Raw genomic sequence first — 22745 nt, 5'->3', positions numbered from 1 at the left:
GCGCGCTCCACTTTCCTCTCGCCTCGCCAAGGACTGTCCCATGCCCGATCTCGATCGCCGTTCCTTCCTGGCCACCGGCGCCGTCGTGGGATGGGGCGCGCCGCACGCCATGGCCACCGACAGGGCGTCAGCGGCGGTCACTGGCCTGCGCACCGCAATGCGTGATGCACCGATCGGAATCGGTGATCGGCAACCGGCGCTGTCCTGGCGCATCGAGGGCGGGGCAGGGACGATGCAGGCGGCCTATCGCGTGCTGGTCGCCTCCAGCGCAGCGATACTGGCGCAGGATCGCGGCGACCTGTGGGATAGCGAGCGGACGGAAAGCGCCGATTGCACCGGCATTCTCTACGCCGGATCGCCACTGCGATCGGGCCAGACCTGCCATTGGAAGGTCCAGATATGGGATCTGGCCGGCAAGCCTTGCTGGAGCGCGCCCGCCACCTGGGACATGGGCCTTCTGGAGCCGGGCGAATGGTTGGGCGATTGGCTGGCGGTCGAGGACGCGACCGAACGCGACGATCGCGTCGCAGGGGTGCAATGGGTCGGTGGCGCGGCTCCCTCGCCTGCCGCGCCGCGGTCGTTCCGCCTCGCCTTTTCCAGCGGCACCGGTGAAGCCCTGCTGACGATCGTCGGCGATGGCGTGATGTCGCGGTTGATGCTGGATGGTGCGCCGATCGCTTTGCCGGCCCGCGATCCCAATGCCTTTGGCGGCGCACCCGCCACCCGCATGCCGCTACCGCTCAGCGCGGGCGACCATGTTCTAAGCGTCGATATGGCGCCGACACCCGGCTTTTTCGTCAAACCTTTCGTGTCGCTTGCCGCGCAGATCCGCCTCGATGGGGCGGCGGGCGCGACCAGGCGGATCGCCACCGGCTGGGAAACCCGAATGGGGAACGAGGGCGATTGGGTACCCGCCAAACCGCTCGATAAGCAGCCGGTCTTTCCATGGCCACCCACGCCCGCCCGGCTGCTGCGACGCGCCTTTGCCGGCAAGGGCGAAGTTACCCGCGCGCGCATCTATGTCGCGGCCCTGGGCGGCTATCGGCTGTGGCTCAACGGCCGCCGGGTCGACGAAGACGAATTGCAGGGCGAACCAGCCAATTACGCCGCCCACATCCCCTATCGCGTGCATGACGTCACGTCGCTGGTGCAGGATGGTGACAATGTCGTCGGGGCGATAGTGGGCGACGGCTATTATGCCAGCTATCAGGCGCCAAACGGCCGCTACGCCTTTGGCGAAGCGCCGCGCCGCCTGCGACTGATGCTGGAAATCACGCGGCGTGACGGCCGGATCGAGCATATCACGACCGATGACGACTGGCGCCACACCCGCGCGCCCGTGCTAATGTCCGAAATCTATGCCGGCGAGGATCAGGATCTGCGCCTGTGGCCGACAGGGTGGAACCAGCCGGGGTTCGACGATGCGCGCTGGGATCGCGCTTGGCATGCCCCAGCGCCCACCGCACCGTGCGTCGCGGCACTCGCAGACCCTGTCCGCGCGACCAGAATATTGCCCCCTCTATCCATTCGCAGGGTGGGTACGTCGCGCCATATCGTCGATTTCGGACAGAATTTCGCTGGCCGCGTCCGGTTGCGGGTCAAGGGCGAAGCCGGGCAGCTTGTCCGTGTCCGACATGCCGAAATCCTGTCCGCAGACGGCGAACTGGACCGCCGCAACCTGCGCGCCGCGCGCGCCGAGGATCGTTACCAGTTCAGCGGCATGGCCGACGTCGAAACGCTCGAACCGGTATTCAGCTATCAGGGCTTTCGCTATGCGGAGGTGGATGGCGTCGCCGTCCTGACGAACGACATGATCGCGGGCATCCAGCTTTCCAGCGCGATGCCGGAAACCGGCATGTTCCAAATCGACGCGCCGACCGTGCAGAAACTGTGGCTAAACACGCTATGGAGCCAGCGCTGCAACTTCATGGGCATCCCCACCGATTGCCCCCAGCGCGACGAGCGGCTTGGCTGGACCGGGGACGCGCAGATATTCTGGGACGCGGCGAGCTTCAATATGGATGTCGGCGCCTTCACCCGGTCCTACAGCCGCATACTGCGCGCGGCACAGGGCGCGAACGGCGCCTATCCGCTCTGGGCGCCCTCGCCCGAAGGCCTGGGGTGGGGCACAGACAGCGCCACGCCGGGTTGGGCCGATGCCGGCGTGATGCTGCCCTATACGGCCTATCTGCACAGCGGCGATCGCACGGTGGTCGATGAAAATTGGTCTGCAATGACGGCCTATGTGGGGGGCATATTGTCGGCCAATCCAGACGGACTGTGGAATAATAAGCGGGGCGCGGACCTGGGCGACTGGCTGGCGCTCGATGCGAAATCGCCGATGGACGAAACCACGCCCAGAGCGTTGATCGGCACGGCCATGCTCGCGCGGTCGCTGGATCAGGTAGCGCAGATGGCGGAATGGACCGGTCGCACCACCGAAGCAGCCCGATGGCGCGCGCACCACGCCCGCGTGCGCGACGCCTTCGCCAAAGCCTTCGTCAAGGCGGACGGCACCGTCGGCAACGGCAGTCATTGCAGCTATATCCTGGCATTGCGCCTGGGCCTCGTTCCCGACGCCTTGCGCGCAAGGGCGGGCGCTCTGCTCGCGGCAGACATTCGTCGGCGCGGCACTTTGCTATCGACCGGCTTCCTCGGCACACCCCTAGCGCTGGACGCATTGGCCGATGCGGGCGAAGGCAAGCTTGCCTGGGACCTGCTACTGCGCACCGACTTCCCGTCATGGGGCTATATGGTGAAGCGCGATGCGACGACGATCTGGGAGCGATGGAACGGCGACACTGGGGACGTCGCCATGAACTCGTTCAACCATTATGCGCTCGGCGCGGTCTGCGGATTCCTTTATCGCCGCATCGCCGGCATCGATCCAATCGAACCGGGCTTTGCGAAATTCCGCGTCGCGCCGGTGCTCGACAGTCGCATCGCCCGGTTTGGCGCTCGCGTGGACAGCGTCAGGGGTCGTATTGAGACGCGATGGTCCTATCGAGACGAGCGCGCGCAACTGGAATTGACCGTTCCACCCAATTCTTCGGCAGAAGTGCGCATAGCCCAGAAATTGCGATCGATCGGGCCAGGCAGGCACCAGCTCAGCTTTTGAGAATAGCATTCCAAGGGGCGCAGACATAACGCAAAAACGGGAGAGAGCCATGAGCGCAACTATAAGATCGTTGGACATCGATCGCCGACAGTTCGTCGCTCTGGTAGCGGCAGGGGGCATCGCGGCATCATTGCCCAGCTCTGCTTCCGCCGCGTCCAGGTCTGGCCCGACCTACGCCGTCCCTGCGAACCGATGGGTTGTCACGACGCAGTCCGATACGTGGCGCTTGGCCGATCACGTGCAGCAGGTTGCGCCCCGGACGCCGGTGCCAGGCGATATCGAACTACGGCTCGATGACGCACAGCAGGTGATGGAGGGTTTCGGCGCCTGCTTCAACGAAATGGGATGGAATGCGATCAATTTATTGCCGTCATCCGATCAGGACGCGATCTTTGAAGAATTGTTCAGTGACAGCGGCATGGGATTCAGCCTTTGCCGGATGCCGATCGGCGCCAATGATTTCGCCCGCGATTGGTATTCCTACGACGAAACGCCCGGTTATCTTGCCCTGAAAGACTTCAGCGTAGCCCATGACGATGCCACGCTGGTGCCATTCATCAAACGCGCGCAACGCGTCCGGCCGGATCTCAACCTTTGGGCGTCACCATGGAGTCCGCCGACATGGATGAAAAATAATCGCCATTATGCCTCCGTCCCCAATCGCCCTGGTTGGCCCGAAAACGGCCTGAAGCCAGACCAGCAGGGTGCCGAAGGCTCTGACATGTTCATCCAGGACGAACGCTATTTCGCCGCCTATGCGCGGTATTTCGGCAAGTTTATCGACGAATATGCCAAGCGGGATATCAACATTGGCATGGTGATGCCGCAAAACGAGTTCAACTCCGCACAACCCTTCCCAAGTTGCTGCTGGACACCGGCCGGCCTTGCACGGTTCCTGCCGCATCTCGGCCGGGAGATGGAACGGCGCAATGTCGATATATTCTTGGGCACGATGGAGCGGCCCGATGACCGCCTCTTCAAGGCTGTATATCAGGATAAAGCGGCGGCGGCGGTCATTCGCGGAGTCGGCGTTCAATGGGCGGGCAGAGGCGCACTACCGTTTATCGCCCATAATCATCCGACGCTTCGATATTATATGAGCGAACAGGAATGTGGCGACGGGAAAAACGACTGGCGCTACGCTCGCCATGCTTGGACGCTGATGAAGCAATATCTGACCAACGGATGTCATGGTTATAATTATTGGAACATTGCGTTGGTCGATGGCGGCGTGAGCCGCTGGGGTTGGGCGCAGAACTCGCTGCTGAGCGTCGATCGGAACAAGCGGACATATCGCTGGAACTACGAATATTATCTCCTGAAGCATCTGGCAGGTCTGGTTGGTACCGGGGCTAGGCGAATTTCATCGATCAGCTGGACGGGCTACGAAGACGTCCTGGCCTTTCTCAATCTGGATGGCAGCGTCGCTATCATGGCGCATAATTCCACAAGCGTTCCCATGCCTCTCCGTATTGGTGTGGGCGGCAAAATCCTCGAAACGGTGCTTCCGGCGGATTCCTTTGGATCGCTGCTGTTGAAAGCCGAACTCAACGCTTGAGCCGGACATGAGGATGTTCTTTTCCATTAACGCGATCCGGCATTTAGTCGAGGAAATGAAAATGATGACACGCAGACTTGGCGCTTTGCTGCTGACACTTGCCATCGTCGGAAGCGAAGCCGAATTGGCGGCGCAGCCCGCCGCCATGCCACCGGCGGTACCCGCGGCGGCGCCGAGCGAAATTGACGCTATCCATCTTGACTCTGCGCGCGGCAAGGCCTCGTCGGAGGTCTGGGCCAAGATCATGGGCAATTATGTTGTCAGGAACGTGACACAGCCGACGATCACGCCGGTGCTGCCCGACCCTGCCAAGGCCAATGGCAAGGCGATCATCGTGGCGCCGGGCGGCGCCTTCATGATGCTGTCTCTGGGGTGGGAGGGCTGGAATGTCGCAAAGTCTCTTGCCGACCACGGCTATGCCGCGTTCGTCCTCAAATATCGGCTGCTGCCGACTCCTAAATCCGAGGGTGAGGCCGGTCCTTTTGTCCTTCGGAAAATGAACGCTGGCCTTATGGGAGAGGGCAAGATGCCCACTCTCCAGAACCCGGACGCAACGCAAGACGGCTTGGCTGCTTTGCGCTTCGTACGCGCGAATGCCCAAAAATATCACATCGATCCCAAGAAAGTCGGCATGTTGGGTTTTTCAGCCGGGGCGATGTTGTCCCTGAATACGGTACTCTCCGCAGCGCCGGGCGAGGGCCCTGATTATCTTGTTTATGTCTATGGTCCACAGGCCGCTATCGACGTGCCGGCCGATGCGCCGCCGATGTTCGCTGCGATCGCCTTTGACGACCCTCTTTTTCAAACGGGGGGCTTTCCGCTCACCCAGGCTTGGCATCGCGCGGGCAAGGCGGTTGAACTGCACGCCTATCAGTCGGGCGGTCATGGCTTCGGTATGGGATTTCCGGGCTCGACCACGTCGCTCATCATGAGCGAACTTCTCGCTTGGCTTGACATGCAGGACCGGCCCGCACCCGCGCCTTGATCTGCGATGACGGGTAGCAACGATCTTGCCACCGGTAGGCTGACGCGCAAGCGACAGCGCGGTTCGGGATCAGGTGGTGATCGCCACCAAGTTCGGGTTTGAGAACGGCCGCCCAAGCGATGGCTTGAACAGCCGTCCCGAACGTATCCGGGAGGTTGCGGACGAGGCGCTGTCGCGGCTGAGAACCGATTGCACTGACTTGTTCTACCAACACCGTGTCGATCCGAACGTCCCGATTGAGGACGTGGTTGTAACGGTTCGCGACCTGATCGCCGGGGGCAAGGTCAAGCATTTCGGCCTGTCGGAAGCCGGACCGGACGCTATCCCTCGCGCCCACGCGGTGCAGCCCGTGGCGGCACTTCAAAGCGAGTATTCGATGTTTTGGCAGGAAAGGCGCACGCTCAATCAGGTCCGCGATTGGCTCGGCCAGATCAACAGCTAACGGTGTTGAATTGCTTTCCGGTAAACTGGCTTTTAAGCGAAGCCTTCAAGCAAGCTCATAATCTCTGAGCGGCCGTTTCCGTCAGATTCGGTCGCTCTCGTTAGCATGGCCAGATGTCCTGATGTGTGAAGGGTTTCGGGCGCTTGCGTACGAAAGCCTCCAGTGCAGGAACCCGCGGGCCCCATGCGCTGGCCGCGTCCCATCGCATGGTGTGAGTAGCCCCTAGATTTCTGGACGCCTTCTATCCTAATTTTGAGGACAGGAGACGACGATGGGGAAGCCTAATTTCAGCGATGAGTTCAAGCGTGATGCGGTGGCCCAGATCACCGAGCGCGGGTATCCGGTAGCGGAGGTTTCTGAACGGCTCGGCGTCAGTCAGCATTCGCTGTACGCATGGAAGCGGCAACTGGCGAAGGTGGTGTCTGGCGATGCCAGCAAGGATGCCGAGATTCGCCAGTTGAAGCGCGAGCTGGCCCGGGTGACCGAGGAGCGCGATATACTAAAAAAAGCCACCGCGTATTTCGCCAGGGATGCAAAGTGAGATACGCATTTGTTGCCGAGCATCGTGACCAGTTCCGGGTTCGATCGATGTGTCGGTGCCTGCGCATCCAGCCCAGCGGCTTCTATGCCTGGCAGAAGAACCCGTTGAGCCAACGGGCCCGGGAAGATGTTCGGCAGACGAAGTTGATCCGGCAAGCCTGGAACGACAGCGGCAAAGTCTATGGCTACCGCAAGTTGCACGACGACCTACTGGATCAGGGCGAGACCTGCTGCCCGAACCGTGTTGCCCGGTTGACCAGGCTGGCAGGTATCAAGGCGCAGATCGGCTACAAGCGTCGACCGGGGAGCTATGGCGGCAAGCCATCCCTGGCGGTTGACAATACTCTGGACCGGCAGTTCGACGTCGCTGCCCCCGACAGGGCCTGGGTGACCGACATCACCTACATCCGCACCCTGGAGGGCTTTGCTTATCTGGCCGTTGTGATTGATCTCTATTCCCGCCGCGTGGTGGGCTGGTCGATGCAGAGCAGGCAGACCACCGATGCGGTGCTGCAAGCGCTGCACATGGCGGTATGGCGGCGCAAGCCGAAGCAGCGGGTGCTGATCCATTCGGATCAGGGCTCGCAGTTCACCAGCATGGACTGGGCTGCCTTCATCCGGGCTCACAATCTTGAGCATTCGATGAGCCGGCGCGGCAACTGCCATGACAATGCCGTCGCCGAGAGCTTCTTCTCCTCGCTCAAGCGAGAGCGCATCCGACGCCGGACCTACAAAACACGCGAGGAAGCCCGGCAGGACGTGTTCGATTACATCGAAATGTTCTACAACCCGGTGCGCAAGAAGGTCAGAAACGGGATGCTGTCACCCGCCCAGTTCGAACGGCAGCAGATTTTGAAAGCAGAAGGCGTCTAGAAAACTAGGGGCTACTCAGCCATGGGCCTCACAGGCATCTCCAAGAGCTCCGTCAGCAGGCTGGTCGAGGAGATCGACGAGCGGGTCAACGCCTTCCTGAACAGGCCGATAGGAGGCGAATTTCCGTACGTCTGGCTCGATGCCACCTACATAAAATCCCGCCAGGGGGGCAGGATCCTGTCGACGGCGACAATAATCGCTGTCGGGGTGAGCACCGATGGCCGGCGTGAGGTGTTGGGCGTCGCCACTGGCCCCACCGAGGCGGAGACCTTCTGGAAGGGCTTCTTGCGGTCTCTCGCCGATCGCGGGCTGCGGGGCGTCAAACTTGTCATCGCCGATGATCACAAAGGGCTGCGCGCCGCCGCCAGCAAGGTCTTCCATGCTACCCTGCAGCGCTGCCGAATCCACTGGATGCGCAATGCCCTCGCGCATGTGTCGACCAAGCAGCGGCCTGCGGTCACAGCGATGATCAAGACGATCTTTGCCCAGGAGACCTCTCAGGAGGCCCATAAGCAGTGGCAGACAATTGCCGACGCCTTACGCGACCGCGCTCCCAAACTCGCCGAAATGATGGACGCCGCACGAGAAGATGTCCTCGCCTATACTGCCTTCCCGAAGGACCATTGGCCCCAGATCTCCAGCACGAATCCTCTCGAGCGCCTCAACGGCGAGATCAAAAGACGGTCCGATGTCGTCGGCATCTTTCCCAATGATGCGGCCGTGATCCGCCTCGTCGGCGCCCTGATGCTCGAACAGCAGGACGAGTGGGCCGTATCACGCCGATACATGAGCCTTGAAAGTCTCGCCCCAGTCAGCGACAATCCTCTCAAGCTGCCCGGCGTGGCGGCCTGATCCAGTCCGATCCTCTACCAAGGATCCGCGCTGTTACACCATCCCGCGGGGCACGATCGACCGTGCTCGAGGTGATGCGGGCATCCACCTGCTGGCGGATCAGCGCATGGGGAACGGAGTAGTAGAAGCCTTCGACCTCGACATGATAATCGAGCCCGACGCGGACCAGTTTCCACTCGGCATATTCATAATCTGTCGGCGGCAAGGGCCTGAGCGCAGGCCGATCCAGGGTCTCCAGCAGGTCCGCGCGACTGACGCCGAGCTTGCGCATCGGCCGCGTGTTCATCTGTGCCATCACAATGCCGACCGCCGCGTTCGCTTCGTCCAGGGAGAAGAAGGTCTGATTGCGCAGCCGGCCCAGAATGTAAGTCTGGGCAAAGCGCACACCGGCTTCCACGGCTGCCTTGTCGCGGGGCTTTTTCGGCCGCGCCGGGAGTACGCCTACGTCGTAATGCGCCGTCATCCGCCCGTAGCTGCGGTTGATCTCCGGGTCGTAGAAGGACGCTTTGTTCACCCCGCTTTTGAGATTGTCGGGCACGAGGAGCCTGGGCACCCCCTTGAGATGGGCAAACAGCCGGACGTGCGAGCCGATCCAGTCCGGCAGGGCTTGCGACCAGGTCACCTCGGCGAAGGTGTAGTTCGACGCCCCCAGCACCGCGACGAAGATTTCCGCCATCCGGATTTCACCGGTCACCGGATCAGTGATCCCCAGCCGCTTGCCGGAATAGTCGACGAACAGCTTGTCGCCGGCAACATGATGTTGCCGCATCACCGGCGACAAGCGCTGCTGGAAAGCCCGCAGCAGCTCACAGAAGCGCGAATAGCCATAGCCATAGCCATCGGGGCAAATCTGGCGATATTCTTCCCACAAGATCATCATCGTGACCGCCGGCCGCCGCAGTTCCCGAACCAAGTGACCCCATTCGGGTTCGGGGCGCTTGCGTACGCCCACGCCGGCCCCGCCACCCGGTCGCGCAAACAGTCGCGCCTCCAGCACCTCGTCAGTCAGATCATCGGGCAGCGGCCAGAATAGCTGCGCCGCCGCCGCGCGATTCAACGCATCCTGGACTGTACTGCGCGCCGCTCCCACCGCGCGCGCAATCTCGCGCGCCGACGCCCCCTCGTGATGCATCCGCATGATGCGCCGTAACTGTCGCATGGTCAGCATTCTCCTGGCCGGCATCAAGCCCTCCGTCCTCGTTCAAAGGACCAGGCTCATGCCTCAGTTGCTGACCCGCTCGGGTGCCCTATTGCTCCAGCCTCGGCGGCCGGCTTCCCGTCGGAACGGTGGCCGGCTTCGCGTCGGAACGCTGGCCGGCTTCGCGTCGGAACGCTGGCCGGCTTCAGCCCGGAATGGTGGCCGACTTCGTGTCGGAATCCCTGGCCGGCTTCAATCGGAATTCGCACCAACGTCGCGCCGTTCGAGCGCAAGCGGCCCGCGCGCAAGCCCTTGCCCGAACATCTGCCGCGAGCGCGTTGTCATCGCCGCGCCCGATGCCTGCCCCTGCTGCGGCTCGGAACGGTTGTGCAAGCTGGGCGAGGATATCACCGAGACGCTGGAGGTCGTGCCGCGCCAGTGGTAGGTGGTCCAGACCGTGCGGGAGAAATTCTCCTGCCGGGATTGTGAGAAGATCACCCAACCGCCGGCGCCGTTCCATGCCACGCCCCGCGGGCTTTTTGGCCCCAGCTTCCTGGCGATGCTGCTGTTCGAGAAGTTCGGCGCGCATCAGCCGCTCAACCGCCAGCGTGACCGCTATGCCCGCGAGGGCGTGGAACTGAGCCTTTCGACCCTGGCCGATCAGGTCGGCACCTGCACCGCTGCGCTGATGCCGCTCTATCTGTTGATCGAGGCGCATGTCCTGGCCGCGGAGCGGCTGCATGGCGACGATACGACGGTGCCGGTACTGGCCAAGACCAAGACCGATACGGGCCGGATCTGGACCTATGTTCGGGATGATCGACCTTTTGGCGTACCGGCACCGCCTGCGGCGATCTTCCATTATTCCCGCGACCGGCGGGGCGAGCATCCTGTGGGCCATCTGCACAGTTGGAGAGGCATTCTTCAGGCTGATGCCTATGCCGGCTACAATGCGTTGTTCCATGCCGACCGCCTGCCGGCGCCGCTGACCCGCGCCCTTTGCTGGAGCCACGCGCGCCGCTATTTCTTCGAGCTGGCCGATGTCGCCGCACAGCTCAAGAAGCGCCGCAAAAAGGCCGTCGTCTCGCCACTGGCGGTGGAGGCGGTCCGTCGTATCGACGCGATGTTCGACATCGAGCGCGCCATCAACGGCAGATCAGGGCCTCTGCCATGTCCCGATCAGGCCATTCGAAATCCGGGACATGGATCAGCAAGGGCGACCGATCGTCCACCAGTCCGTCGTCCAGTTCCAGCCTTCGTCCCCCGCCACGCGGACCGCGCCACTCCCTTGGCCCAGCAAGCGGATGCGCGTTTCCATGCCGATATCGTCGCGGCTGCGGAACTGCTCGGCCACGCGCCGACTCACCAGGTCAAAAATGTCCAGGAACAGGCCGACACTGGCAAGATGAACGCCGTCAAAGGCGACTACGCCTGTTGCAGGATGTGCGCAGCGGTCAGGAAACGGTAGCGTCGGCCCCTCCTGGTCAACGCCATAGGGCAGACAAAGGCACCGCAGCCAGCCTATCGCCAAAGGGCACGGCCTCGCTGCTGTCATACAGCACTACGCCGTAGGCAAAGCGATCACCGCACGCCTCTGCCAAAGTACGCAATCCACCAAAGTCGCTTGATCGCACTGTCGCCGACGCCTTGATTTCGATGCCCGCGACCATGCCATCATCCCGCTCTAGCACGATATCCACTTCGCGCATTTGCTGGTCGCGGAAATGATAGGGCCGCAACCGTTGGTCAGTGGCGGTCATGAGCTTCAAAACTTCGGAAAACACAAAGCTTTCGAGCAGCGACCCCAAGAGTCCACGGTCAGCCTTTACGCGCTCGAACGTAAGACCGCGCACGGCAGCGAGCAGGCCGGAGTCGAGGAAGTGCAACTTGGGTGTCTTGACGATGCGCTTGAGCGTGTTGGTGAACCAGGGCTGCAAGGTCGAGACAAGGAATAGCTGTTCCAACAGCCCAACATAGCGTTGGCCTGTCTTGTGGCTGACATTGATGGCGGCGCCGAAATGTGAATAGTTGACCAACTGGCCCGAATGCTCAGCCAGCAGTCGCACGAATTTTGGCAAATCCGTCAGTTTCTCGATATCCGCGATTTCCCGGAGATCGCGGGTCAGAACCGACGTCAGATAGGATTGCGCCCAATCCTGGCGCCGCCGCTCGCTTGAGCGACTGATTGCCTCGGGAAAGCCGCCGAGCAGCGAAAGACGAACCAGATCGTCTCCGACAATCGCATCCTGAATGCCTTGCAGACGCCCGCCGAAAAGGCGGTCAAGAAAGGTCGGCGAACTGCCCTCAATCTCAGCACGCGCCAAAGGAAGCATTCGCAGGGTTTCCATCCGACCGGCCAGACTGTCCGCCACGCGCGGCAAGGTCAAAACGTTGGCGGAACCTGTTAGTAGAAAGCGGCCGGGTCGATAGTCCTCGTCCACGCTCTTCTTGATCGCCAGGAGCAAATCGGGCGCGCGCTGAATTTCATCAATGATCGCTCTGTCCATGCCACGGATAAAGCCAGTCGGATCGGACTGCGCGGCTTCAAGAACCGTATGGTCATCGAGCGTGACATAGGCCCGGCTTGCGTCGCCCATTTTGCGGACGAGTGTGGTTTTCCCTGCCCGCCGTGGTCCTACGATCAGGACCACAGGCGTGTCTGTGAGGGCTTCAGCTACCCTTGGTTCTGCTAATCGTTTGTACATACCCGACCCCCGTCGATGGTTGGAACTAGCAAATATGATAATTGGAAGTCAACTGTCTGCAATCTGGGAGCAGCGGATCGGCCCATCGGGAGCGTCGTTGTGGCGGCTGGACATGAATTGCATCTTCTCGCCACCGGGCGCACGTTGGGCTGTCTTGCCGGCGTATCACAGGCGCTACAAGATGATCGAAACCTTGCCATTTAGCGAGTCGCGCATAAATGCCTGAAATTACTCCATCTGCGCCGTTGATCCTAAGCGACGTGATCGAGGCCGTCGAATTTGTCAGCGCATCGCAAATTCATGAATTTCAGGCCTATATCTGCAAGCGAACAGGGCGCATCCTGTGCATGGACGAGGGCCTGGGATCTGAACACACGGCGGAGTTGCCTGATGATCCCGTGGCTGCGGGCTTTGTCGCCGTTCCGCACAAGCACGACCTTGATCTTGGAAAACCGCTGGCGTTGAATTTTGTCGCCGATGAACTGCCCGCACTGCTGGGCGAGGCCAGAGACATTTTCCGGCGCAAGGGGGCCTACAGGCGGTTCAAAGATCTGGTTCAGGCTCAGGGGAAGCTTGAGTGTTGGTACGCCTATGAGGCGTGCGAAACCGAGGCGGCAGTGAGAAGCTGGTGCGAGGAAGTCGGCTTGCCCCTGGACGACACAGTGACGGACGAAGATGAGTTGAGCGAAGCACCCATTCATGAGGTGCCGTGCGAGCAATGCCGCACCGCCGTGCCGGATTTTGAGATGACCTACTTCGGCAGCAACGATATCGGATATCGAAATCTCTGCAGCCGTTGCTGCAATGAGGAGATCGCCCGTGAAGCCGGCTCAAAGTTTGACCATGTCGCCTTCCAGCCGGTTCATATGTCCGATGCACGCGGCAACCCGCATAACTTTCATTTTGTGCTGCGGCATTTGAGCTCAATGCTGTCGCTGGAAGCTCTCGAGGTCAAAGGCCGAGAACGCATCGGTTACGAATTCCGGGTCCATGGTTCCGCCGACGCCGCCCCCTTCATACTGATGCAGCGGCTCCTCGAGCGGATGCGTCGTGATCTTTCGACCACCTACCTGGTCGAAGGGGAACAGGGACTGGGAATTTCTGGAACGACGGTGCGCGGGCAGATCAGCTGCGATCCCGAAGCCGCCGATCGTCTGCCCGTGCTGGTAATCGACGGACGCGAGGTGAGTTGGGACGAATTCGGCCGCATGCTGATGACCTTTGAGGGGTGGAAGATGCACCTAGAAATTGAAGAACCCAGCGACGAAGTTTGAGGGAGAGCAGGCCGACCATCCTTCTCCTCGTCCCATACGATCAATCATCCGGCGGAATATAGTCAGGCCAAAAGCCGGATTCCGGGTCCTCCCGCTGCACCTTGCCACCTGGATCAGCCTTGGCCGGTTCGGGCGGTGGAGGCGGGGTCCACGGGACCGCGAAGCAAAAAGTGCCGCTAAGCAACACTTTGAAAAAGCGCAATAAAATTTTCTATTAAGTGTATAAGCGTCGGATTTTGCGTAAACATTGCCAGGGGCGGCCAGGCGGGCTCACCTTTGGAGGCCGGATAAAGCGGATCGAGAAGAGCCGCGACCGCGTGCCAATCAATCAGCGATACCAGCGTATCGAGCGATGTCGGCGCGCCTGATCCGTCGTAGCAGCTACGGCATCCAAAATGTAGCGCAGCGCAGATTATGACGTTATATATGACGTCATGTATGTGCTGGATACGAACATTCTTGTCGCCGCGCTCTGGTCGCGGTCTGGAGCATCGTATCCAATCGTCCAGAGCGCGCTGAAAGGCGAAATCCCATACGCTGTGTCTGTCGCGCTGGTGTTGGAATATGAAGCTGTGCTCAATCGAGCAGCGATGCGCGAGGCGAGTTGGGCGTCGAAGGAGGAGTTGGACCAAGTGTTAGATGCTGTCGTCGGACAGGCGCGGCGGATAATGCCGATCAGGACTAGGCTTCGTCCGATGCTGAGCGATCCGGCGGACGATATGGTTCTGGAGTGCGCGGTCCAGGCCGGGGCGGATGCCATCGTCACCATGAACGTGCGGGACTTTCTGCCGGCACGGGAATTATACCGGGTAGATGTGATCAAGCCTGGTGAGTTGTTTTTACGCCTCGAAGGAGGAGAGACGAAATGAGCAATTATCCTTTGCGGCTGCCGGATCATGTTATGGCGGAAGCCAAGCATCTCGCGGAGCTGAACGGTACGTCGCTCAACCAGTTCCTGTCGTCGCTGATTGCGGAGCGGGTAGGGGAGTTGAGGGCAACGGCAGATATCCGGCTCCGTGCCGAACGCGCAAATCCGGCTGCTGCGCTTGCAATCCTCGCGCAGGTGCCAGATCGGCCTCCGCTTGACGGTGACGAGTTGCCTGGAACGCATTGATGGAGCTTCGGCTCAATAACGGGGGGGTAATGCACCCTTGCGCACAGGCAATTCACCGTACGCACGGGTGCTACCCATAAAGTGACTTAGTTCCAACAGATTTTGGAAAACTTTCTGCATCCTGGGAACAATTTGGCAAGCGAAATTTGCTCTTCCCATTCCAGGGCGGGCAAGCAAATTTGAACGGCTAATTTGACCGGGTGTGTCTAATACACGGATGTCAGGCACAACGTGATGGCCAACTGGTAGCGTGTCGATTTGAGCATGCCCGTTTGTGTCAGCGCTCCCATCGCGACGAGTTCATGCAAGTCGCGAGTGGCGGTCGCACGCGAGGTACCGGTGATCGTGATGTAATTGGCCGCGCTGAGTCCGTCCGTAAAGCCGTCAATCCCTTCCCTGAACATGCGGGCGATGACCCGCGCCTGCCGTTCGTTCATCTGATCGCGGAAGCGGTCGTAGAATTTGACCTTCGCGAGGAGGAGGTCGATCAGCGCGAGGCTGTGTTCCTGAGCGTCCAGTACCGTTTGCGCAAAGTAGGTTAGCCAGCCGGTGATCTCGTTTCACTTGTTGGCTGCCTCCAGGGCGCCATAGTGCGCGGAACGGCTGCGCTGCATGACCTGCGAAAGGAGCGAATGCTATTGAGTTAGTTAATATGAATTAAATATTATTACAGACCCAAGTAAAAGATACGCCCCCGCGCGTTCGAATCAAAGTGCATCTCGGCGCGGCCGGGCAACCGTTCATCGCAGGATCGGACTTGCGACCAGGCGGTCTGATCTCGTTGCTGCTCATACCGTTCCTGAGTCGCGATACTTGCTGCCCGTGGTGCAAACGCCCCAATATGACACGGTCCGATAGTGCTGAATGTGATAGAAGGCCAACCCACAAGAGCGGAGCGAGGAATATCGGCCAGCCTCGCTCGTTTCCCGTCGCCGGCCCCGACACCGGAGCATTGCCGGTCCAGCCACTAGCATTCGCATCGAAGTTGTGATATGATAAAATCATATTGTGATGGAGGTAGGCATGGCTGCGAAGGCAATCACGATAACACTCGGCGAAATGTCATCGCACGCCGAACGCCATCTGGCGTCTGGCCGATATGGTTCTATGAGCGAAGTGATGCGAGCGGGTTTGCGCGCGCTGGATCGCGAAGAGGCTGTATTGGATGAACTGGTGCGCGTCCGCGTTGCAGAAGCCCTAGCTGATCCTCGCCCCTCCATGCCGCTCGACAAGGCATTTGCACAGGTTAGGGCCTCGATCGCCAAGGCATGACCTATAATGTGCAACTGTCGGCTTTGGCGGTCGAGGATTTGATTGCACTTCACCGATGGGTGAGCGTGGAAGCCGATACTCCCACGGCAGACGGTTATCTAACCGGAATTGAAGAACGCATTGCAGCGTTGGCCGATTTCCCCCATCGTGGATCTCCCCGCGATGACTTGGTGGCAGGTCTGCGGACGCTGACATTGGAGCGCCGATTATTGATCGCGTATAATGTGGACGGGAAAGTCGTCACCGTCCAGCGCGTCATCAATGCGTTTCGCGACCTGGCACCGATTGTTCAGAACTCTTGAATTGGCTTGTGATTGCCGTTTCTGCTGTCGACCCAGGCTATGTGGAAACGTCTTCGTGGCCATGGTTGATAGATATTGGCCCGGCCGAGTTCAACAGCATCGTTCGCAGCATCGCGTCGCCGGACTTGGAGATGCCTCCGTCATAATCGATCTCGCCCGACAGATAGCGCCGCGGCGTTAAACCGACATGCGCGCCGACCGCCTTGGAATGGACGAAGCGATGTGGCTGATCGACGGTCGCACGGTAGGTGAGGGTGTCAACGGCACAGTAATTTTCCCCGGAACGGGCAAAGTAATATTTCCCACTTTTCGGTTTGAGGTTCAGGATGCGGGCATCGGTACAGCTCCATTTTTGGGTGGGCGCCCGCGGCGACGAGGTTCTGTCGGCGCTGGCGGCGTGATGCGGGCAGTCGAGCGAACATGCTCAGGCAGCGGGTCGGCATGACGCCTGTGCGCCCATTTTCGACCGCCGATGATCAATATGGCCGTCGTCGATCATTCGTTCGACGGCCAGGATGCCCCAATGAGTGGACATTGGAACGGCGAGTGCCGTCGAAGCGATGCGGCTCAGCCGTTCGGATTCTTGCCGCCGGCGGCGATCCATTCGTCGATCACGCGCTCGAGGGTCGGCAGCGGCACGGGGCCTAGACCGAGCACCGTGTCGTGGAACCAGCGCTGGTCGAAGGCGCTGCCGAGTTTCGCTTCGGCTTCCGCACGCTTGCGGCGCAACAGCATCTCGCCGAGCTTATAGGCGAGTGAAGCGCCCCGGCTTTTCAGGAGGCGGTTTTCATTGGGCTATGCAGCCATATTGAGGTTCTCGAGTGCTGCATAGTAATTGTCTTCGGCCTCAGCGGGTGGGATGTGCCCGATAGGGCCGAAGAGCCGCTGATTGTTGTACCAATCGACCCAGCGCAGCGTTGCCATTTCCACGGCCGAAACGCTTGGCCATGACCGCTGCCGCCAGATGACCTCGGCCTTGTAAAGGCCGTTGATCGTCTCGGCCAAGGCGTTGTCGTAGCTGTCGCCGTCGCTACCAACCGAGGGAACGAGCTTGGCCTCGGCCAAGCGCTGGGTATAGTTCATCGCGAGGTATTGAACTCCCCTGTCGCTATGGTGGATCAGCCCGTCATCGGGACCTGGCCTGCGGGCATGAATCGCCTGCTCCAGAGCATCCAGAACGAAGCCTGCAGTGGCTGATGTGCTGACCTTCCACCCCACAATCCGCCGAGCAAAAGCGTCAATCACGAAGGCGACGTAGACGAAGCCCGCCCAGGTATGCACGTAGGTGAAATCGACAACCCACAGAGCGTTGGGCCGGCTGACCCGAAACTCCCGATTGACCTTGTCCAGCGGACACGGCGCCTTCGGGTTGCTGATGGTGGTGATCGTCTTCTTTCCACGCCGGACGCCCGCCAGCCCCATGGCGCGCATCAGCCGTTCCACCGTGCATTTCGCCACCATGATGCCTTCACGCCGCATTTGGTGCCAGACCTTGCGTGCGCCATAGAGGCCGAAGCTGGCCTCATGGACCCGCTTGATCTGCTCCCTGATCTCCTCATCGCGCCGGGCACGTGCCGGACGCCTTCCGGGATCGGCACGGCGCGCGGCATGTTCACGATAAGAGGAAGGGGCGATTGCCAGCTCGCGGCAGATCGGCTCGATCCCCAAATCCTCGCGATGGGCGTCGATAAACGCCATCATCATCTGCCGGGGCGGTCGAGCTCCGCCATCGCAAAATATGCTGATGCCTTGCGCAAAATCTCGTTGGCCCTGCGCAGTTCCTTCACTTCGCGCTCAAGGAGCCTCAGCCGTTCCCGGTCATCGGCGGCAAGCGCCGCTGGCCCCGCTCGTCGGCTCGCCTCCTCGCGGCACCAGCGGCGCAGCGTCTCCAGCGAGCAGCCGATCTTCGCCGCGATCGACTTCATCACTTCCCATTCCGAGCCATATTCAGCTCGCTGCTCCGCCACCATACGGACCGCCCGCTCGCGGACCTCAGGAGAAAATTTGTTCGTCGTCTTGCTCATCACGGATGCTCCTTCTCACAAGTTGGAGCCTCCTGAAAAGCCGGGGCGCTTCAGAGCGCTTGTCCCGGTGTGTTGATGTAGCGGTCGACCTCGGTCGTCACCTCCAGGTCCGACAAGGCGGTATGGCGCGCGAGATAGTCGATCGCCTGCTGCCGGCTCCAGCCCTTGTGGTGTACGCCGGTGTCGATCACCAGCCGTGCGGTACGCCAGATCTCGTAGGATTCGCGGCCAAATTCCTCTTAGGGGGTCTCGTAGATCCTCATCTTGGTGCCCGGCCACTCGACGTAGAGACCCCAACCTTCGCCATAGCCGGAGAAAAAGCTAGCCTTGCGGATCTGCGGACGCTGCGGGCCTTCCTGGGCCAGCCCGAACTGGAGGCTGTGTCCGGGAACACATTCGTGCAGGGTCAGCGAGGGAAGGGTGTAAAGCGGGCGCGACGGCAGATCATAGGTGTTCATCATGCAGGTATCCACCGCACCATTACCCGAGGCCGCGAGCGGGGCCATGTTGGCGGGCGTCTGCACGATCGAAAAGCGACGGCGCGGGAGCATCCCCAGCGTGTATTTCAGCTGACCATAAGCCTTGTTGGCGACGTAGGTCGATTTGGCGACGAGTTCATAGGGGGTCTTCGCGTAGAATTGCGGATCGGTCTTGAGGAAGTGGATGAAGCCCGGCAGATCGCCGGTCCAGCCTGCCTGCTTCATCGTCGCCTTCATGTCGCCTTCGATGCGCGCGACCTCTTCGAGCCCGATCTCGTGGATCTGGTCGGGCGTGAGGTCGAGGGTGGTATATTCCCGAACCTTCGCGGCATAATAGGCCTTGCCGTCGGGGAGCGCTTCGGCCGCGATCGAGGTGCGGGCATGGGGAATATAGTCGTCCCGCATGAAGGCGGCGAACTTCGCGAAGGCGGGGGCCGCGAACTGGCGGATCGCGGCTTCGCCCTGAGTCCGGAGTGCGGCCTGGTCGGCGGCGGGGATGCTGTCGGGGATGTTCGCGAACGCAGCGTAGAGTGGGTTGCCCGCTATATTGTCCACGCCTGCCGACAGCCGCATCTGGTCGTTGATGTTCCAGTTCATCCGAACGGACGATCTGATAGGTGCCCTATCTCTGCATTGACGCCCCCGGCAATGTCGTGGGCGGCAGCGGTGGGCTCTTTGGCTTTCGTGTCATCGTCGATCCAAGTCAGCCGGCGACCCGCGTGCGCCGCGAGGGGCCAGGGGATGTGCGACTGGGCGCATCCTATTTCGTGCCCCTTTCCGGCGTTGGACTGACTCTGATGGGGCAGGTGAAATTGCTGACGGCGTCGCAGCGCAAGAAATTGGGGACCGGCAAGCCAGATTATATGGTGGGCGCAGAGCTGGCGAAAAGCTTCGGCCGCGTTACGCCCTTTGCCGATCTTTCCTACACCATATCGGGGGACCCGGAGAGTTTTGACCTGCGTAATACCCTCTCGGCTCGGACCGGCGTCGCCGGGCAGATTGCCGCTGGCTTGCGGGGACATATTTCCTACGATTATGCCCAGAGCCTCAGCCGCCCCGCCCCCGACCAGCAGCAGATCTCGACCGGGATCAACGCGGGTCTCACGAACCGCCTGTCGCTCGGATCGTATGGCAGCGCCGGGCTGTCGCATGGCGCACCCGATCTGGGCGTCAGGCTGTTCTAAAGACATTTTCTTCTTCAACACTCTCGGGTGCGGTTGCCCGTTGCGCCCGTGCCTGGCGTGCCGTCTAATGCCAAGTGGAGATTTCAGGAGAAGTCGGCTTGGGCACAATCGAACGCGCAGCGCGCGCCATGTATGAATCCGTTCAGCCGGAATGGGATTGGGATGATCCCGATGCCGAGCTGCTGCGCCGCATGTACAGGGACAATGCGCGCGCAGCGATCGGGGCGATCAGAGAACCGACGGATGCAGTGGTGAGCGCGGGATATAATGAACTTGTGCGTTACAATAGCGCGGCCGATGCATGGCGTGCCATGATCGATGTCATTCTCGGCGAGCAGGATTAGTGGCTTGTGCCAAGACCGATCTCGCGCCCGGCCTTGGGCTGGCATCGCCGCGCCTGATCGGCTAGGCGCGCCAGACGATAGCGAAGGATCTGACCGAACTGGGCAAATGGGTCGCGGCGCAACATGGCTGGCCCGCGGCTAAGGCGTTCAAGGCTTGGACGCCCGATGAGGTGGCTGGCGCAATCCTGACCCGTAAAGCCCTGGAACTTCTCCGCGTCATGCCCAAGGCGGTCGATCGAGCGGCTCTGACCTGTGCCTATGCGGTCCATCTGCTCGGCGATTGGGAGGCACCCTTTCAGGTGGTGGCCGGTCGGCTTCGCATCGAAGGCCACGATGCGTTCGAGGATGATCTGCGCTTGGCCGACGCGCTGGACAACGCAAAGAATTTGACGCCCGGGATCAACCATCTCTGGGTCATGATGGGATCGCAGATCGTCGATATCGCGCTGTTCCGTGAAGCCTATGGCGCCCGAGGCCCGGCCCAGCTCGCGCATTTCGTCCATCAACAGTTCGGGCCGGAAAAGGCGCTGTATGTCGACGAATGGCGGCTGGCCCGCCGGCGAGGGATATCCTATGAGCCCACGCATGTCCTCAGCAAGGACGAGGTGACGTCATTCATGGCACGAGCGCATCGCGCGCTGGAAGCCCGCTAGACAGCCATTTGACCGCCCGAGACAGATCGGGCGCCAGTGTGACGGCAACAAAGACTACAGGTCCGGGAGTCGTTCTTTCCGAGAATGCTTTTCAGCGCGCGATATCCTCGCGCCTGATTTGCATATCGGTCAGGTGCAGGAACGACCCCTGGCGAAGAACGGGAATTTTCATTGACCGTGCTCTGTCGGCCTTGCGGCGTGTCAGCGATCGGACTATATTTAGTTCGAATTTGGTCTTTTAAGGTCGTGCATGCGATATTCGAGTCAGGTGAAGCCAATCAGCTATTTGAAGGCGAATGCTGCTGAGGTGCTGCTCGACCTCGCAGAACGGCGTGAGCCGCTGGTAATCACGCAGAATGGCGAAGCCAAGGCTGTCATCCAAGATGTTGCGACCTTTGAGGAAACGCAGGAGGCATTGGCGCTCCTCAAGTTGCTCGCGATCGGAAACCAGGATATCGAAGCGGGGCGTACGAAGCCCGCACGCTCGGTTGTTGCTCGGCTCAGGAAGAAGGCTGCGTCCAGTTGACAGGGACCGGACGGTATGAAGTTGAGCTTACCCACGGTGCGGAAGCCGACCTCGAAGCAATATTCGACTATCTCTCCGACCATCGGTCCAGCGATGACGCTGCGGCGCTCCTGGAAAAATTCTTGGAGAAGATCGAAGCGCTGGAGCAATTCCCGCTCCGCGGCAGCGTGCCGAAGGAACTGGAAGCACTCGGGATTAGGGAATTTAGGCAGCTTCTCCTCCATCCCTATCGGCTGATCTACCGTGTGACGGGGAACCGCGTAATTGTTCTCCTCATTGCGGATGGTCGGCGAGATATGCAGGCGCTGTTGGAACGCCGATTGCTGGGCCGATAAGGACATAAAACATACGAGTTGGAGGTCCGTTTGCCGTCGAAACGGGGACTTGTACGAGTCCGCTGCGCGGGAGTGGCGCCCAGATTTGATATTACGCTGATCATGCCGACGAAGCGCCTGGCTTGAGCGGGCCCCGGCACAGGCAGTCCCTTTCGACTCCTTCAATTGAGGAGTCGAACGATAGACCTCGCCGCGGCGGCCGAGACCGCGCGCCGACTGCAAACGATACCTGGTGTTGGGCCACTGACCTCCTTAGCGATCGAAGCCTTCGCACCACCGATGGAAAGCTTCCGATGTGGACGTGACTTTGCTGCATGGCTCGGCTTGGTCCCACGTCAGTTCTTTTCAGGAGGAAAAGAGCGGCTCGGGGGAATGTCCAAGGCTGGGCAGTCCGACATTCGCCGGCTGCTGATCATCGGCGCGATGTAACGCCTGAACCAGCTGGGGGGTGCAAAACGATTGAAAAAGGATCGTGGTTGGCGCGCATCTCAGCCAGGAAGCCGCGGATGCTTGTGGCGATCGCACTGGCGAACAAGATCACCCGCCGCTGGGCCAGGCGCGGCACCCGGCCGTCGGCGCCCAAAGATCAGAGGACGAAATCAGCCTACATCTTCGGCACCATCTGCCCCGAACTTGGCAAGGGGGCGGGCCTGGTCCTCCCGTTCTGCAACACCCAGACCATGTCGCTGCACCTGGCGGAGATATCGCTCGCCATCGAACCTGGCGCCCACTGAGTGCTGCTGATGGATCAGGCCGGGTGGCACATGACCGGAAAGCTGGACGCGCCTCAGAATATCAGCATCGTTCCCCTGCCGCCGAAATGTCCGGAGCTCAACCCGGTCGAAAATATCTGGCAGTTCATGCGCGATAACTGGCTGTCCAACCGGATCTTCACGTCCCACGACAACATCATCGACCTTTGCTGCAAAGCCTGGAACAGGCTCGTTGATCAGCCGTGGCGTATCATGACGATCGGACGCCGCAGATGGGCACATGGGTCGTGATCAATGCGGGTTGGTATAAGTGG

At 60.8% G+C, this 22745-nt stretch carries 20 protein-coding genes, 7 pseudogenes and 1 other annotated feature; of the genes and pseudogenes, 19 read left to right on the top strand and 8 right to left on the bottom strand.

All coding sequences use genetic code 11. From position 1 onward, the window contains the following. The first annotated feature begins 40 nt into the window (after nt 1-40). The 6 genes and pseudogenes from K3M67_RS18140 to K3M67_RS18115 form a co-directional block, all read left to right on the top strand. Nucleotides 41-3118 (top strand): alpha-L-rhamnosidase, encoded by a 3078-nt coding sequence (locus tag K3M67_RS18140; RefSeq protein ID WP_285833666.1) that lies wholly within the window; start codon nt 41-43, stop codon nt 3116-3118. Between the two features lie 226 nt (nt 3119-3344). Continuing rightward, complete coding sequence (locus K3M67_RS18135) at nt 3345-4676, top strand: glycoside hydrolase family 30 protein (RefSeq protein WP_285833665.1); 1332 nt, start codon at nt 3345-3347, stop codon at nt 4674-4676. Between the two features lie 7 nt (nt 4677-4683). Continuing rightward, nucleotides 4684-5661, top strand: a complete 978-nt coding sequence (locus K3M67_RS18130; protein ID WP_285833664.1) for an alpha/beta hydrolase — start codon at nt 4684-4686, stop codon at nt 5659-5661. A gap of 61 nt (nt 5662-5722) precedes the next feature. Beyond that, nucleotides 5723-6052: pseudogene (locus tag K3M67_RS18125) on the top strand (aldo/keto reductase); the annotation flags it as partial. Between the two features lie 322 nt (nt 6053-6374). After that, nucleotides 6375-7516 (top strand): IS3 family transposase gene (locus K3M67_RS18120; RefSeq protein ID WP_502958922.1). Its coding sequence is split into 2 segments (ribosomal slippage): nt 6375-6615 and nt 6615-7516, totalling 1143 coding nucleotides; the frame shifts between segments, so codons are not numbered across the junction. 18 nt (nt 7517-7534) lie between these two features. After that, nucleotides 7535-8368, top strand: a pseudogene (locus K3M67_RS18115) (IS256 family transposase); the annotation flags it as partial. On the opposite strand, the gene istA reads toward K3M67_RS18115, so the two are convergent. Continuing rightward, entirely contained in the window at nt 8343-9551 is a 1209-nt protein-coding gene (istA, locus tag K3M67_RS18110; protein WP_285833726.1) for an IS21 family transposase, read from the bottom strand. The pseudogene K3M67_RS18115 and the gene istA overlap by 26 nt on opposite strands. A 222-nt stretch (nt 9552-9773) precedes the next feature. Here istA and tnpC point away from each other — a divergent pair. Then, nucleotides 9774-10665: pseudogene (tnpC, locus tag K3M67_RS18105) on the top strand (IS66 family transposase); the annotation flags it as partial. Between the two features lie 325 nt (nt 10666-10990). Here the strand turns inward: tnpC and K3M67_RS18100 are convergent. Further along, nucleotides 10991-12211, bottom strand: coding sequence for an ATP-binding protein (locus K3M67_RS18100; protein WP_285833662.1), 1221 nt, complete (start codon nt 12209-12211; stop codon nt 10991-10993). Between the two features lie 218 nt (nt 12212-12429). Here K3M67_RS18100 and K3M67_RS18095 point away from each other — a divergent pair, with 218 nt between their 5' ends. After that, nucleotides 12430-13485 (top strand): DUF7713 domain-containing protein, encoded by a 1056-nt coding sequence (locus K3M67_RS18095; protein WP_285833661.1) that lies wholly within the window; start codon nt 12430-12432, stop codon nt 13483-13485. Nucleotides 13486-13661: 176 nt separating this feature from the next. Here the strand turns inward: K3M67_RS18095 and K3M67_RS21985 are convergent, their stop codons facing one another. Beyond that, nucleotides 13662-13814, bottom strand: a complete 153-nt coding sequence (locus K3M67_RS21985; protein WP_502958924.1) for a hypothetical protein — start codon at nt 13812-13814, stop codon at nt 13662-13664. A gap of 105 nt (nt 13815-13919) precedes the next feature. Between K3M67_RS21985 and K3M67_RS18090 the strand changes: the two genes are divergently transcribed. Then, nucleotides 13920-14354, top strand: a complete 435-nt coding sequence (locus K3M67_RS18090; RefSeq protein ID WP_285833660.1) for a putative toxin-antitoxin system toxin component, PIN family — start codon at nt 13920-13922, stop codon at nt 14352-14354. After that, nucleotides 14351-14599, top strand: coding sequence for a hypothetical protein (locus K3M67_RS18085; RefSeq protein ID WP_145206932.1), 249 nt, complete (start codon nt 14351-14353; stop codon nt 14597-14599). The genes K3M67_RS18090 and K3M67_RS18085 overlap by 4 nt, the downstream gene beginning before the upstream one ends. A 206-nt stretch (nt 14600-14805) precedes the next feature. Here K3M67_RS18085 and K3M67_RS18080 read toward each other — a convergent pair whose 3' ends face one another. Beyond that, entirely contained in the window at nt 14806-15036 is a 231-nt protein-coding gene (locus K3M67_RS18080; RefSeq protein ID WP_285833659.1) for a hypothetical protein, read from the bottom strand. A gap of 586 nt (nt 15037-15622) precedes the next feature. Here K3M67_RS18080 and K3M67_RS18075 point away from each other — a divergent pair. Together K3M67_RS18075 and K3M67_RS18070 are read left to right on the top strand one after the other, a co-directional pair. Beyond that, entirely contained in the window at nt 15623-15871 is a 249-nt protein-coding gene (locus K3M67_RS18075) for a ribbon-helix-helix domain-containing protein (RefSeq protein WP_285833658.1), read from the top strand. Beyond that, nucleotides 15868-16173: a type II toxin-antitoxin system RelE/ParE family toxin gene (locus K3M67_RS18070; RefSeq protein ID WP_285833657.1), complete on the top strand. Its 306-nt coding sequence runs from the start codon at nt 15868-15870 to the stop codon at nt 16171-16173. The genes K3M67_RS18075 and K3M67_RS18070 overlap by 4 nt, the downstream gene beginning before the upstream one ends. An 82-nt stretch (nt 16174-16255) precedes the next feature. Here K3M67_RS18070 and K3M67_RS18065 read toward each other — a convergent pair. The 4 genes and pseudogenes from K3M67_RS18065 to K3M67_RS18050 all read right to left on the bottom strand — a co-directional run. Next, nucleotides 16256-16426 (bottom strand): annotated as a pseudogene (locus K3M67_RS18065) (transposase); the annotation flags it as partial. A 314-nt stretch (nt 16427-16740) separates the two neighbouring features. Further along, nucleotides 16741-16908: a DUF885 family protein gene (locus K3M67_RS18060; protein ID WP_353051193.1), complete on the bottom strand. Its 168-nt coding sequence runs from the start codon at nt 16906-16908 to the stop codon at nt 16741-16743. Nucleotides 16909-16968: 60 nt separating this feature from the next. Then, a protein-coding gene (locus tag K3M67_RS18055; protein WP_285833217.1) for an IS3 family transposase occupies nt 16969-18197 on the bottom strand; the annotation gives its coding sequence in 2 pieces (ribosomal slippage) (nt 16969-17909 and nt 17909-18197; 1230 coding nt in all). Continuing rightward, nucleotides 17800-17916: a sequence feature (AL1L pseudoknot), on the bottom strand. Its footprint overlaps the gene before it by 117 nt. Nucleotides 18198-18247: 50 nt before the next feature. Beyond that, a pseudogene (locus K3M67_RS18050) lies at nt 18248-19249 on the bottom strand (DUF885 domain-containing protein). A 44-nt stretch (nt 19250-19293) separates the two neighbouring features. Here K3M67_RS18050 and K3M67_RS18045 point away from each other — a divergent pair. The 7 genes and pseudogenes from K3M67_RS18045 to K3M67_RS18015 form a co-directional block, all read left to right on the top strand. Then, a complete protein-coding gene (locus tag K3M67_RS18045; protein ID WP_285833656.1) occupies nt 19294-19860 on the top strand; it encodes a hypothetical protein in 567 nt (188 codons plus the stop codon). A gap of 98 nt (nt 19861-19958) precedes the next feature. Beyond that, complete coding sequence (locus K3M67_RS18040; protein WP_285833655.1) at nt 19959-20204, top strand: hypothetical protein; 246 nt, start codon at nt 19959-19961, stop codon at nt 20202-20204. Nucleotides 20205-20374: 170 nt separating this feature from the next. Continuing rightward, nucleotides 20375-20857, top strand: a complete 483-nt coding sequence (locus tag K3M67_RS18035; protein WP_285833654.1) for a hypothetical protein — start codon at nt 20375-20377, stop codon at nt 20855-20857. A 250-nt stretch (nt 20858-21107) separates the two neighbouring features. After that, nucleotides 21108-21383 (top strand): type II toxin-antitoxin system Phd/YefM family antitoxin, encoded by a 276-nt coding sequence (locus K3M67_RS18030; RefSeq protein WP_285833653.1) that lies wholly within the window; start codon nt 21108-21110, stop codon nt 21381-21383. Next, on the top strand, nt 21380-21718 hold the full coding sequence (locus tag K3M67_RS18025; RefSeq protein WP_285833652.1) for a type II toxin-antitoxin system RelE/ParE family toxin: 339 nt from the start codon (nt 21380-21382) through the stop codon (nt 21716-21718). Before K3M67_RS18030 ends, K3M67_RS18025 begins: the two co-directional genes overlap by 4 nt. Before the next feature lie 186 nt (nt 21719-21904). Next, a pseudogene (locus K3M67_RS18020) lies at nt 21905-22272 on the top strand (transposase); the annotation flags it as partial. Then, a pseudogene (locus K3M67_RS18015) lies at nt 22249-22722 on the top strand (IS630 family transposase); the annotation flags it as partial. The pseudogenes K3M67_RS18020 and K3M67_RS18015, both read left to right, overlap by 24 nt. Nucleotides 22723-22745 lie beyond the last annotated feature (23 nt).

It is taken from the genome of Sphingobium sp. V4, from assembly GCF_029590555.1.
GTDB lineage: Bacteria > Pseudomonadota > Alphaproteobacteria > Sphingomonadales > Sphingomonadaceae > Sphingobium.
Note: the sequence above shows the minus strand (reverse complement) of the source record. Positions and strands in the feature narration are given on the sequence as shown.

What these genes read in the sequence shown, in the direction of transcription:
- K3M67_RS18140 (WP_285833666.1), top strand. Translation starts at nt 41, where the DNA reads ATGCCCGATCTCGATCGCCGTTCCTTCCTGGCCACCGGCGCCGTCGTG.
- K3M67_RS18130 (WP_285833664.1), top strand. Translation starts at nt 4,684, where the DNA reads ATGAGGATGTTCTTTTCCATTAACGCGATCCGGCATTTAGTCGAGGAA.
- istA (WP_285833726.1), bottom strand. Translation starts at nt 9,551, where the DNA reads ATGCCGGCCAGGAGAATGCTGACCATGCGACAGTTACGGCGCATCATG.
- K3M67_RS18100 (WP_285833662.1), bottom strand. Translation starts at nt 12,211, where the DNA reads ATGTACAAACGATTAGCAGAACCAAGGGTAGCTGAAGCCCTCACAGAC.
- K3M67_RS18095 (WP_285833661.1), top strand. Translation starts at nt 12,430, where the DNA reads ATGCCTGAAATTACTCCATCTGCGCCGTTGATCCTAAGCGACGTGATC.
- K3M67_RS18090 (WP_285833660.1), top strand. Translation starts at nt 13,920, where the DNA reads ATGTATGTGCTGGATACGAACATTCTTGTCGCCGCGCTCTGGTCGCGG.
- K3M67_RS18085 (WP_145206932.1), top strand. Translation starts at nt 14,351, where the DNA reads ATGAGCAATTATCCTTTGCGGCTGCCGGATCATGTTATGGCGGAAGCC.
- K3M67_RS18080 (WP_285833659.1), bottom strand. Translation starts at nt 15,036, where the DNA reads ATGAACGAACGGCAGGCGCGGGTCATCGCCCGCATGTTCAGGGAAGGG.
- K3M67_RS18075 (WP_285833658.1), top strand. Translation starts at nt 15,623, where the DNA reads ATGGCTGCGAAGGCAATCACGATAACACTCGGCGAAATGTCATCGCAC.
- K3M67_RS18070 (WP_285833657.1), top strand. Translation starts at nt 15,868, where the DNA reads ATGACCTATAATGTGCAACTGTCGGCTTTGGCGGTCGAGGATTTGATT.
- K3M67_RS18060 (WP_353051193.1), bottom strand. Translation starts at nt 16,908, where the DNA reads ATGCTGTTGCGCCGCAAGCGTGCGGAAGCCGAAGCGAAACTCGGCAGC.
- K3M67_RS18030 (WP_285833653.1), top strand. Translation starts at nt 21,108, where the DNA reads ATGCGATATTCGAGTCAGGTGAAGCCAATCAGCTATTTGAAGGCGAAT.